Below are 11,735 nucleotides of genomic sequence, written 5' to 3'. Positions count from 1 at the left end.
GGGAACCATGCGAGAGTCCGACCGCGGGGACATGTTCCGGCCCTGCTTAGGTCAGATTCGCGTGACCTATTGCCGGCGGTTCAGGCCCGCGTTTCGCTGCGCCTCGGGCCCCAGCTCACGGCATCTCAGGCCTTGATGAGATTGACCGGCTGCTCGCCGTCGTTGATCCGCCTGACCTGCTCGGCGAGGATCTTCACGACCCGTGGTTCGAACGCCGAGGTGTCGCCTCCGACATGGGGTGTGATGAGGGTGTTCGGGGTGCCCCACAGCGCGTGGTTGCGCGGCAGCGGCTCCGGATCGGTGACGTCGAGGGCGGCATGGAGCCGGCCGGCGGCGAGTTCCGCCACAAGCGCCTCCGTGTCGACGACCTTGCCGCGGGCGACGTTGACGATGAGCGCATTGTCGGGAAGCAGGCTGAGGAACTTCTCATCGACGAGGTGGTGGGTGCCCTCGTTGAGCGGGGTGATGAGCACGACCACCTCGGTGTGGGGCAGTAGTTCCAGCAGCTCGTCGACGCCGTGAATCTTCCCGCGCTCGTCCTCACGTGCGGTCGAGGCCACTCGGGTGAGCTGGACTTCGAAGGGGTCGAAGCGGTCGGCGATGGCCGAGCCGATCTCGCCGACGCCGATGATCATCACCCGCCGGTCCTGCAGCGAGCGGTGACGCTGGTGCTCCCATACCCGCGAGACCTGCGAGCGCACGGCGTCATCGATTCCGCGCAGGCTGGCCAGGGTCAGCGCCAGGGCGAGCTCGGCGGTGCCCCCGGTGTGCACGCCGGAGGCGGTCGCCACCTGGATTCCGCGTTCGGGCAGGTGGGCGACGGGATCGAATCCGGTCGTCTGCGTGATGACCATGCGCAGGTTGGGCAGCTCGTCGAGCAGCTCGATCGTCGGCCCGGAATCCATGTACGGCAGGATGACGACATCGACATCGTCACGACTGAGCTTGGCCGACCGTTCGGCATCGGAGAAGACGACGAGGTCGACGTTCGCGCGCTGGTGAGCGGGGATCCGAGCGATCACACGGTTGCGGAGCTCGGAGTTCGGGAAGGCGATTGTGGTGATGGACATGCCCTCATTGTGGCACGCGTCCCGGCCCGGTGCCGAGGGATTCGTCACTCTGAGATGACGGGCCTCGTCACTCGGGCAGCGCTCTTCCGATCCGAGTGAAGACGGCCTCGATCACCTCGAGTTCGGCATCGCTGACATGATCGAAGAAGATCTCGTCGACATAGCTCTTGTGCTGGGACCCGGCGGACAGGAATGCCCGCGCCCCCGCCTCGGTGAGAGCGACATTGTGGGCACGCCCGTCATCGAGACACTGGGTCTTCGTCACCAGTCCCGCGTCGACGAGGACCTTGATCCGATAGTTCAGCCGCGACGGCGAGAAGACGAGCTTCTTCGCCAGGGCACTCATCGTCAGCGTCCGCTCCGGCGCCTCCCACAGCAGGAGCAGAGTGTTGTAGTCGCTGACGTCGAGTCCTGCATCGTCCTTGAGCTGGACCTCGAGGGCCTGACGGAGGCGCTGCGAGGTCTCGAAATAGGTCCGCCACGCGTTCTGCGCCAGCGCCTCCCTGCCGAGCCCGAATCTGATCTCCGTCATCTCAGCCTTCGAGCAGCTGCGCGAACGGGGTGACGTTCGCGGGGTCGAATTCGTCGACGATTCCGCGATTCGCCGAGGAGGTGCCCCGGGTCGCGCCCGCCCCTGCAGCTGCGTGCGAATCGGGGTCGGCCACCTCGGCGAGGTCGTCGTTTCCGGCGCCGATGATCGCTGCGGTCAGGGACACGAGTTCCTCCCCCGCCTGACGGATCCGGGCGGTCAGCGCACGGCCGCCTTCGACGGTTCCCCAGTCGTCGGTCGCGGCGAACACCGTGGTGGGCACGACGATGCCCTTGAGGTAGGACAGCATCGGCCGCAGCACCGCGTCCCCGGCCAGCGAATGGCGGGCAGTGCCGCCGGTGGAGGCGATGAGCACGGGCTTGCGGCTCAGCGCCCTGTCGTCGACGAGCTGCCAGAACAGGGTGTGCAGGCCGACGGTGGCTGCCTTGTACACCGGTGCGACGGTGACGATCGCATCGGCGGCGGCGATAGTCGCGAAGGCCTGCTCCAACGCTTCGGAGCGGAACCCGGTCAGGGTCATATCCGTGAGCGCGGTGGCGAGGCTGCGGACGTTGATGACGTCCGTTGTCACGTCGATGCCCACCGATTCCCCCGCCGAGGCGGTCTGACCGAGGATCCGGTTCGTGAGCTTGAGCGTGGTCGAGTCCTCGCTCAGGGAGGTGGTCACGGCCACGATGTTCATCGTGTTCGTGCTCATGAGCGGTCGGCTCCTTCCTGTGTCGGATTCTGGGCCGCTTCGGCGGCGCGTGCCTGACGGTCCTCGAAGGCGCGGGAACCTTCTCCGCCGCCGGGGATCGGGTCCCGGCCTTCGCGATGGCGGATGACGAGGGATTCGTGGGTGGGAGCGTCGGGGACATCGGCCGGGCGGCCCTTCGCGAACTCCTCGCGGAGCACGGGGATGACCTCTTCGCCGAGGAGGTCGAGCTGTTCGAGCACCGTCTTCTGCGGCAGTCCCGCATGATCGATGAGGAAGAGCTGGCGCTGGTAGTCCCCGGCCCATTCACGGAAGCTCAGGGTGCGCTCGATGACCTGCTGCGGCGAACCGACAGTCAGCGGAGTCTGCGTCGAAAAGTCCTCGAGGCTGGGCCCGTGGCCGTAGACCGGGGCGTTGTCGAAGTAGGGACGGAACTCACGGACGGCATCCTGGGAGTTCTTGCGCATGAATACCTGACCACCGAGGCCGACGATCGCCTGGCTGGCCGTGCCGTGGCCGTAGTATTCGTAACGCTGGCGGTAGAGCTGAACCATCCGCGCGGTGTGCGAGGTCGGCCAGAAGATGTTGTTGTGGAAGAACCCGTCGCCGTAGTAGGCGGCCTGTTCGGCGATCTCGGGGCTGCGGATCGATCCGTGCCAGACGAACGGCGGCACTTCGTCCAGTGGGGTCGGGGTGACGGTGAAGCCGTTGAGCGGTGTGCGGAACTTGCCTTCCCAGTCGAGGTTCTTCTCACGCCACAGACGGTAGAGCAGGTTGTAGTTCTCGACCGCCAGCGGGATGCCGGCACGGATGTCCTTGCCGAACCACGGATAGACGGGGCCGGTGTTGCCGCGGCCCATGATCAGGCTGATGCGACCGTCGGAGAGGTGCTGCGCGTACGAGTAGTCCTCGGCGATGCGCACGGGATCGGTCGTGGTGATGAGCGTGGTCGCCGTCGAGAGTTCGAGCTTCTCCGTCTGTGCGGCGATGTTGGCCAGAAGGACCGGCGGGTTCGCCGGGGCCACGAAGGGCGGGTTGTGGTGCTGCCCGGTGGCGAAGACGTCGAGTCCGACCTCCTCGGCCTTCTTGGCGATCTCGACGGTGTTCTTGATCCGCTGGTTCTCGCTGACGGTGGTGCCGTCGGTGGGGTCGGTGGTGACATCGCCGATGGTGAAGATTCCGAATTCCATGACGCCTCCTGCATCTGGGCTTCTGCGGTTCTCGCGGCCGCCCTGCTGATCGGACTAACTTCAATTTTGAAGTAACTAGTTGAAATCTTAACAGACGTGCTCGCGAAAGTATTCCCGGCCCCTGAGCGGGCGTCTGGACGGCCCGAGAATGTACACAGAACGGCTCCCGCCCGTAGGCAGGAGCCGCTTTCAGTCCGGCAGCAGGAGCCGACTCAGATCCAGAGGGCCGGATCCTCGAGGACGAAATCCGGGTGCGTCGTCGACGACTCGGCTCCCGCCTTCGCCGAAGCGGCGCCGTCCTTCTTCTTCGAGCGCACGGTCGCGGGGATGCCGACAGCGCTCGAGTCGGCCGGCACGTCCTTGACGACGACGGCGTTGGCTCCGACCGCGGAGTTGTCGCCGACGACGACGGGGCCGAGGATCTTCGCCCCGGCTCCGACGAGCACGTGGTTGCCGATCGTCGGGTGGCGCTTCGTCTGTGCCATCGACGTACCGCCGAGGGTGACCTGATGGTAGAGCATGACATCGTCGCCGACTTCCGAGGTCTCCCCGATGACGACTCCGTTGGCGTGGTCGATGAAGAAGCGACGCCCGATCCTGGCCCCTGGGTGGATCTCCACCCCGGTCAGCGTCCGCACGAGCTGGGACATCAGTCGGGCCGGAACTTTTCCGGCATCGTGCTGCCACAGCCGGTGGAGTCCGCGGTGCGCCCAGATGGCATGCATCCCGGGGTAGGAGACCAGGGAGACGAAATCATTGCGCGCCGCCGGATCGCGTCGCTTCACCGTCTCGAGGTCTTCTCTCAGCGTCTCGCGCACACCGGGTCGGCTCAGCCCAAAGGCGGCCGCCCCCGCAGCCGCTGCGGCTGCTGCCCACAGTGCCTTCATCATTGACTCCCTTGCTCAGTCGTCTCGGTCTATCTCGTGCAAGTCGGATCCGGTCGGAAGAATTCCCGCGACCCTCCGACAGGGAACGTCTCAGACAGCGAGGGCGCCAAACCGAAGTCTGACGCCCTCGTGCCGCTGCCATGGAGTCAGTCCATGTACTCGGCAAACAGCGGAGTCGACAGATACCGCTCGCCGTAGCTGGGGATGATGACGACGACGCGCTTGCCGGCGTTCTCCGGTCGAGACGCGACCTTTTCGGCAGCGAAGAGTGCGGCGCCGGAGGAGATGCCGACGAGCAGGCCCTCTTCGAGAGCGACGGCGCGAGCCCGCTCGAAGGCGTCGTCGTTGTCGACATCGACGACTTCGTCGTAGATATCGGTGTTGAGCACCTTGGGCACGAAGTTCGCGCCGAGGCCCTGGATCGCGTGCGGTCCGGCCGTGCCTTCGGTCAGCAGCGGCGAAGCGGCGGGCTCGACGGCGACGATCTTCACATCCGGGTTGGCCTCACGCAGCGCGGTTCCCGCGCCGGTGATGGTCCCGCCCGTGCCGATGCCGGAGACGAAGATGTCGACCTTGCCGTCGGTGTCGGCGAGGATCTCGGGACCAGTGGTTGCCTTGTGGATCTCGGCGTTGGCCTGGTTCTCGAACTGGCGCACGAGCACGGCGCCGTCGGAAGCAAGCTCTTCAGCCTTAGCCACTGCACCCTTCATGCCTTCGGCCTTGTCGGTGAGGACGAGTTCGGCTCCGAATGCGCGCAGCAGAGCGCGACGTTCCTTCGACATCGACTCGGGCATCGTCAGCTTGACCTTGTAACCTCGGGAGGTGCCGACCATGGCCAGCGCAATGCCGGTATTGCCCGAAGTCGCCTCGACGATGGTTCCGCCGGGCTTGAGTTCGCCGGATTTCTCGGCGGCGTCGATCATCGCCACGCCGATGCGGTCCTTGACGGAGTTGCCGGGGTTCGAGGATTCGAGCTTCGCCACGATCTCGGTGCCCGACCGGTCACTGGCCTTGTTGATGCGGACCAGCGGCGTGCGGCCGACGAGTTCGGAGACATTGTTGAAGATGGTCAAAGTAAGTCCTTTCACGATTCTTTGTGCACCGCCGTCGGCGGCCACTCGCCGTTCGGCGGACGTGCACCTGAACGGGTGGAGCGACAGCTTGCATCTCGTGGTCCGAGACGGCTTGCCCTCATCATAACCACGCCGACCCTGAACGTGTTCCCAGATATGTTGCTCAACAATCTGTGTTCGCTCGGGGCGAAACTTTATGACGACCCCTATCACATACCCGAGATAGCCGCATATCCATCCACTCGATCAAGCGCGGGATACGATCAACCGCTGAGCAATCGGTGGATACGATCACCGAGGCGGCCCTCCCTTGAGATCGCGCCCGAGCGCTGCGATCGGGCGGAGTCTGAGACGGTCTCAGGTGACCGATACGATTGTCCCCATGGCTATTCATCCCATCGTCGTCTACGGCGAGCCCGTTCTGCATCGTCGTGCCGAGAAGATCACCGAGTTCGACGAGGACCTTGCCGAACTCGTCGCAGACATGCACGAGACGCTCGACGCCAGCAACGGTGTCGGACTGGCCGCACCGCAGATCGGTGTCGGCAAGTCCATCTTCGTGTTCAACGCCGACGATGACTATGGTGTGCGTCGTCGCGGCACCTTCGTCAATCCCGTGCTCATTGCCTCGAAGGTTCCCAATACCCGTCCTGATCCCGACGATGAGACCGAAGGATGCCTGTCGGTGCCGAGTCTCGATTTCCCCCTCAAACGTGCCGACAGGGTCACCGTCAACGGCTTCGATGAGAAAGGCGAACCGGTGACCCTGAGCGCTGACGGGTGGTTCGCGCGCATCATGCAGCACGAATACGACCACCTGCAGGGAACCCTCTACGTCGACCGTCTCGACAAGCGGTGGTCGAAGAAGTGGAAGAAAGCCCAGGAGGCTCACGGCTATAACCAGCCGGGCCAGTCATGGATGCCGGGAGTCGACCCCGACCCTTTCGGTCACTGAGCCGGGGGCGAGCTCAGGCTTCGAGTTCGTCCACGGACTTCTGAGCCGCGGCGAGCCGGGTGTCGAAGTCGTCGAAATCATCGGCAGTCTGGTCGAGTTCGGCGACGAGTCCGGAGATGATCGACGACTGCGAATCCGCATCGATGCGCAGCTCCCTGAACTGCCAATCGGCGGAATCATCGGCCGCGGTGCGAGACAGCACATCGAGCACCCGATCGCCGAGCTCGCGGGAGCGTTCGGAGTTGTGCAGCAGCATCAGCTGCTGATCGAGTTCGAGGAGGCGCTCATAGTATTCGTGCATCGACTCCACGCGGCGCGCCATCGACGAGAAGGCGACGGCCAGCTTCGACAGATAGGTCTCCACCGACTTCGCGGTTCCCGCATCGCGGATGCCTTCGATCTCCTCGCGCAGGCTGACGAGTTCCTGCAATCGCACTCCGATGGAGGCCACAGCATGGTCGAGGTCGACGCGGGAGACGTGGTCTTTGAGTATCGGATGTGTCCAGGCACGGGTGCGCACGATCTTGCGGGCGATTGTGACAGCGAGATGGAACAGACGCTGCTCGTCGGTGTCCCGGCCTTCCTTGCGCCCTGGCAGATAGCCGAGACTGGCCGGAGTCACCCACTGGGCGCCTGAGACCTTGCGCCGATTCTTGCGGCTCAGACGCTTCGGATCACGCAGGTATTTGGGGCCCGTGACCGCGGCGAAGATTCCGGTGCCCAATGCCGTGGCCGCACCCATTCCGCCGAGGGTCAGTGCGGCATCGGCGAAACCCGAGACCAGAGCCAGTCCCCCGGGCGCCGCGAATCCCGCGGTCACGGCGGTACCGGCGGCAGTGCCGCCCTTGAACAGGACGCTGGAGCGGAAGAAGTTCCGGCTCATCCCACCGGTGAGCATGATCGCGCTCGGGGCTCCGGCCGTGTAGCGGTATCCGCGGGCACTCCAGGCTCGCAGCACCGCCTCGTTGACGCTGTCGGGCACGAGCACCCGATAGATCGGCGCGGACTTCCCGCATTCGCTCTTCCACAGCGATTTCCACTCAGACACCGCTTCACCTCCACGCGTGTGGGTCACGCACTCGGCCCTGTCCCTGCGGGCCATCGGTTGCGGGGAATGCGAACAGCCACACCCTCCGCTGTGCTCGGGAAACCGGTCGGTTCCCTTGGACGCACAGTCTAGAGGGTGTGGCTGGATCAATCCTGAGTCCTGCTCGGCACTGTCAGGCGCCGCCGTCGACCAAGATCGGAGTCGGACCTGTACTCAGACGCCCAACTTGGCGAGGATGAGGTCTTTGGCCTTTCCGGCATCGGCCTGTCCGCGGGTGGCCTTCATGATCGGGCCCATGAGCGCTCCGATGGCCTGCATCTTTCCGCCCTTGATCTTCTCGACCACATCGGGGTTGGCCGCGATGGCCTCCTCGACGGCGGCTTCGAGTGCACCGGTGTCCTCGACGATTTCGAGGTCGCGGGCCTTCATCACCTCGGCGGGCTCGCCTTCGCCGGCGATGACTCCGGTGAGCACATCCTTGGCCAGCTTGTCGTTGAGCTTGCCCTCGTTGATGAGATCGACGAGTCCTGCCACCTGGGCGGGTGTGATGATCTCGGTGGGGTATTTGTCCTCCTGGTTGGCCAGGCGGGCGACCTCACCGGTCCACCACTTGCGAGCCGCTGCGGGCTTCGCACCAGCGGTGACGGTGTCCTCGATGGCTTCGAGGAGTCCGGCGTTGACGATGTCGCGCATCTCCAGGTCGGAGAACTTCCATTCCCCGAGGAGGCGGCGCCGCTTCTGCGCCGGCAGCTCGGGCAGGCTCGCCCGCAGCTCCTCGACCCATTCGCGGGACGGCTGCAGCGGGACGAGGTCGGGCTCGGGGAAGTAGCGGTAGTCGTCGGCGTCGGACTTCGGACGCCCCGAGGAGGTCTCTCCGGTCTCCTCGTGGAAGTGACGGGTCTCCTGGACGACCTTCTCCCCCGCCTCGAGGAGGGTCGCCTGGCGGGCGATCTCGAAGCGCACGGCGCGTTCGATCGAGCGGAAGGAGTTGACGTTCTTCGTCTCCGTGCGGGTGCCCAGCGGTGCCTCGGGGCTCTCCCGCAGGGACACGTTGACGTCGGCGCGGACGTTGCCCTGTTCCATGCGGGCTTCGGAGACGTCGAGGGCGCGGAAGATGTCACGAAGGGTCCGCACATAGGCGGCGGCCACCTCGGCGGCCCGTTCCCCTGTCCCGGTGATCGGGTGGGTGACGATCTCCACGAGCGGCACACCGGCGCGGTTGTAGTCGACGAGGGAATGGTCGGCGCCCTGGATGCGGCCGGTGGCCCCACCCACGTGGGTGTTCTTGCCGGCGTCTTCCTCCATGTGGGCGCGCTCGACGGGGACGGTCACGATGGTGCCGTCCTCGAGCTCGACCTCGACCTGGCCTTCGGCCGCGATCGGCTCATCGGACTGGCTGGTCTGGAAGTCCTTGGGCACGTCCGGGTAGAAGTAGTTCTTGCGGGCGAACCGGCAGGTTTCGGCGATCTCGCAGCCGAGCGCCAGACCGATCTTGATCGCGTACTCCACACCCTTCTCGTTGACCACGGGCAGGGACCCGGGCAGCCCGAGGGAGGTGGGGGTCACGTTGGTGTTCGGTCCCCCGCCGAAGGTGTTGGGGGCGGCGTCGAACATCTTGGTCGCGGTGCCGAGTTCGACGTGGACCTCGATGCCGATGACCGGATCGTATTTCTTGATCGCGTCTTCGTATTTCACTTGGCGTTCAGTCCTTCCGCGAGAGTGTCGAGCACGCGTCCGCCGGCGGATTCGAGTGCGGCTTCCAGGGGTCCGGCCACCTCGTAGAGCTTGATGTCCTCACGGGCCGGAGCCAGGATCTGGAAGCCGACCGGCAGACCATCGGCCAGGCCCGCGGGCAGGGACAGTCCGGGGATGCCGGCGAGGTTCGCCGGGATCGTCGCCACGTCGCCGAGGTAGAGGGCCATCGGGTCAGCCGCCTTCTCCGCACCGAACTTCAGTGCGGTCGTCGGGGTCGTCGGGGACACGAGGACGTCGCAGGCTGCGAAGGCCTTCGCGAAGTCGTTCTGGACCAGGGTGCGGATCTTCTGCGCCGAACCGTAGTAGGCATCGTAGTAGCCGGCCGACAGAGCGTAGGTGCCGAGGATGATGCGGCGCTTGACTTCCGATCCGAAGCCTGCGGCACGAGTGGCCGACATGACGGTCTCGGCGGTGACGGGACCGGATTCCGGTTCGACGCGCAGGCCATAGCGCATGCCGTCATAGCGAGCGAGGTTCGAAGACACCTCGGAGGGCATGATGAGGTAGTAGGCGTCGAGGGCGTAGGAGATCGACGGGCAGTCGACCTCGACGATCTCGGCTCCGGCAGCGGCAGCGGTTTCCAGCGCTGCCGTGAACGCGGTGCGGACTCCGTCCTGGTATCCCTCACCGGTCAGCTGCTTGATGACGCCGAGCTTCTTGCCCTTAAGCTCGCTGGTCTGTGCGGCGCTCAGGAATCCGCCGACCTCATCGGGCAGCGAGGTCGAGTCGAGCGGATCGTGTCCGGCCAGCAATTCGTGCAGGGCGGCGGCGTCGGCGACGTTGCGGCCCATCGGTCCGACCTGGTCGAGGCTCGAGGCCATGGCGATGATGCCGAAGCGCGAGATCGAACCATAGGTCGGCTTGACGCCGACGGTGCCGGTGAACGCGGCGGGCTGGCGGACGGATCCGCCGGTGTCGGTGCCCACGGACAGCGGGGCCTGGAAACCGGCGAGGGCTGCGGCCGCACCGCCGGAGGAACCTCCGGGCACGTGGTCGAGGTTCCAGGGGTTGCGGGTGTTGCCGAAGGCCGAGTGCTCGGTCGTCGATCCCATGGCGAATTCGTCGAGGTTGGTCTTGCCGAGCACCGGCAGACCGGCGGCCTTGACCTTGTTGTGGACGGTCGATTCGTAGGGCGGAACCCAGTTCTCGAGCATCTTCGACCCTGCGGTCGTACGCGTGCCTTCGGTGACGACGAGGTCTTTCAGTGCCACCGGAACACCGGCGAGGGCGTGGAGGTCCTCACCGGCTGAGCGCTTGGCGTCGACGGCCTTTGCGGTCTCCAGAGCGAGTTCGTCGGTGACGGTGATGAAGGAGTTGAAGTCATCCTCGGTGGAGGCGATGCGGTCGAGGTGCGCCTGTGTGACGTCGGCGGAGGAGAACTCGCCGGATTTCAGACCTGCGGCGAGTTCGAGGGCGCTCTTGTTCGTCAGTTCAGTCATCTCATTCCTCCCCGAGGATCTGCGGGACGAGGAACTTGTCGTCCTCGGCGGCCGGGGCCGAGGCCAGTGCCTGTTCGCTGGAGAGCGTCTCGCCCACGACGTCGGCGCGCATGACGTTCGTCAGCGGGATGGGGTGGCTGGTTGCGGGCACATCGTCGCCGGCCACTTCGTTGACCCTGGCGACGTTTCCCAGAATTGTGCTCAGATCACCGGCGAGCGATTTCAGCTCATCTTCGCTCATGGCGATCCGAGACAGTGAAGCCAGATGCTCCACCTGTTCGGGGGTGATTGCGGAAGACTCCGTCATTCCCTGCCTTTCATCGTCGTTTTCACTCGCCACCAGTCTAGTCTCTTCAGCCGACCCGCCCCCGCCGTTGCGCTGTGACCTTCCCCCAGAACTACCTGACGGCGGCCCAGCAACCTCGCGCGAGGTTGCTGGGCCGCCGTCAGGTAGTAATTAATAGGCGGGGAGGCGTTCGGGCCAGGTGCGGGTGCCGTGGATGTATCCGGCCATGTCGGCCACTACGCGGTCGGCGTCGGCCTGGGTGAATTCTCCGGCCGAGACTCCGGCCTGGAGGTCGGCGGCGAGATCGGCGATGCGGGTCCGGGCGTCGGCCGCGGTGGCGGCGACGAGGTCCGTGCCGGCTGAGAATGCGCCGACCGCAGAATCGTCGACGATGGTGCCTTCGATGACCTCGTGCGCGTCCGTCGAGATGCCGTCGAACGCAATCGTCGACTCCTCGGTCCGCGCGGTGACCGGAGCGGCCGGGGTGCGCATCGAGGTCAGTGCCGGCTGAGCATTGCGTTTGCTGCTGTTCGGTCCCGGCCCCAGCACCAGGTCCGCCAGGCCTGCCGTCACCGGCACCGCGGTCAGTGCCCCGGCGACGACCACGCAGGTTCCGGCGAGGACTTTGGGGATCCATCTCATGTCCCACACTCTTCCACTCGAAGCTGTCTCTGAGCTTGGCTGAGTCTGAACCCCGACTTCGAGTTCGGTCACGAACGAATCACAGCCGCACCATGGAACCTCCCGGAACCGGGATGTATTCCCTCCTGCAGCGAGGCACCAGGGAC

The 11,735-nt window shown here is 65.6% G+C and carries 12 protein-coding genes; 1 reads left to right on the top strand and 11 read right to left on the bottom strand.

Features of this window, described 5'->3' with window-relative positions; translation table 11 throughout:
• Positions 1 to 125 precede the first annotated feature (125 nt).
• From ACU4IU_RS14835 to cysK, 6 genes are all read right to left on the bottom strand, one after another.
• Entirely contained in the window at positions 126 to 1,070 is a 945-nt protein-coding gene (locus tag ACU4IU_RS14835; protein ID WP_446657162.1) for a 2-hydroxyacid dehydrogenase, read from the bottom strand.
• Positions 1,071 to 1,137: 67 nt separating this feature from the next.
• Entirely contained in the window at positions 1,138 to 1,602 is a 465-nt protein-coding gene (locus ACU4IU_RS14830) for a MarR family winged helix-turn-helix transcriptional regulator (RefSeq protein ID WP_139468888.1), read from the bottom strand.
• A 1-nt stretch (position 1,603) separates the two neighbouring features.
• Positions 1,604 to 2,317, bottom strand: a complete 714-nt coding sequence (locus tag ACU4IU_RS14825; RefSeq protein ID WP_446657161.1) for an NAD(P)H-dependent oxidoreductase — start codon at positions 2,315 to 2,317, stop codon at positions 1,604 to 1,606.
• Complete coding sequence (locus ACU4IU_RS14820; RefSeq protein ID WP_446657160.1) at positions 2,314 to 3,504, bottom strand: LLM class flavin-dependent oxidoreductase; 1,191 nt, start codon at positions 3,502 to 3,504, stop codon at positions 2,314 to 2,316. The genes ACU4IU_RS14825 and ACU4IU_RS14820 overlap by 4 nt, the downstream gene beginning before the upstream one ends.
• Before the next feature lie 212 nt (positions 3,505 to 3,716).
• Positions 3,717 to 4,391, bottom strand: a complete 675-nt coding sequence (gene epsC, locus ACU4IU_RS14815; protein WP_139908497.1) for a serine O-acetyltransferase EpsC — start codon at positions 4,389 to 4,391, stop codon at positions 3,717 to 3,719.
• A gap of 146 nt (positions 4,392 to 4,537) precedes the next feature.
• Positions 4,538 to 5,464: a cysteine synthase A gene (gene cysK, locus ACU4IU_RS14810; RefSeq protein ID WP_446657159.1), complete on the bottom strand. Its 927-nt coding sequence runs from the start codon at positions 5,462 to 5,464 to the stop codon at positions 4,538 to 4,540.
• A gap of 382 nt (positions 5,465 to 5,846) precedes the next feature.
• Here cysK and def point away from each other — a divergent pair, with 382 nt between their 5' ends.
• Complete coding sequence (def, locus tag ACU4IU_RS14805; protein WP_446657158.1) at positions 5,847 to 6,419, top strand: peptide deformylase; 573 nt, start codon at positions 5,847 to 5,849, stop codon at positions 6,417 to 6,419.
• Between the two features lie 13 nt (positions 6,420 to 6,432).
• Here the strand turns inward: def and ACU4IU_RS14800 are convergent, their stop codons facing one another.
• The 5 genes from ACU4IU_RS14800 to ACU4IU_RS14780 form a co-directional block, all read right to left on the bottom strand.
• Complete coding sequence (locus tag ACU4IU_RS14800) at positions 6,433 to 7,467, bottom strand: hypothetical protein (RefSeq protein WP_446657157.1); 1,035 nt, start codon at positions 7,465 to 7,467, stop codon at positions 6,433 to 6,435.
• A 213-nt stretch (positions 7,468 to 7,680) separates the two neighbouring features.
• Positions 7,681 to 9,162: an Asp-tRNA(Asn)/Glu-tRNA(Gln) amidotransferase subunit GatB gene (gatB, locus tag ACU4IU_RS14795; RefSeq protein ID WP_446657156.1), complete on the bottom strand. Its 1,482-nt coding sequence runs from the start codon at positions 9,160 to 9,162 to the stop codon at positions 7,681 to 7,683.
• A complete protein-coding gene (gene gatA, locus ACU4IU_RS14790; protein WP_446657155.1) occupies positions 9,159 to 10,661 on the bottom strand; it encodes an Asp-tRNA(Asn)/Glu-tRNA(Gln) amidotransferase subunit GatA in 1,503 nt (500 codons plus the stop codon). Before gatA ends, gatB begins: the two co-directional genes overlap by 4 nt.
• Before the next feature lies 1 nt (position 10,662).
• Positions 10,663 to 10,968: an Asp-tRNA(Asn)/Glu-tRNA(Gln) amidotransferase subunit GatC gene (gene gatC, locus ACU4IU_RS14785; protein ID WP_446657606.1), complete on the bottom strand. Its 306-nt coding sequence runs from the start codon at positions 10,966 to 10,968 to the stop codon at positions 10,663 to 10,665.
• A 150-nt stretch (positions 10,969 to 11,118) separates the two neighbouring features.
• Positions 11,119 to 11,589, bottom strand: coding sequence for a hypothetical protein (locus tag ACU4IU_RS14780; protein WP_446657154.1), 471 nt, complete (start codon positions 11,587 to 11,589; stop codon positions 11,119 to 11,121).
• Between the last annotated feature and the right edge of the window lie 146 nt (positions 11,590 to 11,735).

This window comes from Brevibacterium sp. CSND-B09 (assembly GCF_052906525.1).
This window is presented reverse-complemented; position numbering and strand designations above follow the sequence as displayed.

Bases quoted from the DNA above. Each gene is read 5' to 3' on its own strand.
- ACU4IU_RS14820 (WP_446657160.1), bottom strand. From the start codon at position 3,504: ATGGAATTCGGAATCTTCACCATCGGCGATGTCACCACCGACCCCACC.
- epsC (WP_139908497.1), bottom strand. From the start codon at position 4,391: ATGAAGGCACTGTGGGCAGCAGCCGCAGCGGCTGCGGGGGCGGCCGCC.
- gatA (WP_446657155.1), bottom strand. From the start codon at position 10,661: ATGACTGAACTGACGAACAAGAGCGCCCTCGAACTCGCCGCAGGTCTG.
- gatC (WP_446657606.1), bottom strand. From the start codon at position 10,968: ATGACGGAGTCTTCCGCAATCACCCCCGAACAGGTGGAGCATCTGGCT.
- ACU4IU_RS14780 (WP_446657154.1), bottom strand. From the start codon at position 11,589: ATGAGATGGATCCCCAAAGTCCTCGCCGGAACCTGCGTGGTCGTCGCC.
- ACU4IU_RS14825 (WP_446657161.1), bottom strand. From the start codon at position 2,317: ATGAGCACGAACACGATGAACATCGTGGCCGTGACCACCTCCCTGAGC.
- ACU4IU_RS14830 (WP_139468888.1), bottom strand. From the start codon at position 1,602: ATGACGGAGATCAGATTCGGGCTCGGCAGGGAGGCGCTGGCGCAGAAC.
- def (WP_446657158.1), top strand. From the start codon at position 5,847: ATGGCTATTCATCCCATCGTCGTCTACGGCGAGCCCGTTCTGCATCGT.
- ACU4IU_RS14835 (WP_446657162.1), bottom strand. From the start codon at position 1,070: ATGTCCATCACCACAATCGCCTTCCCGAACTCCGAGCTCCGCAACCGT.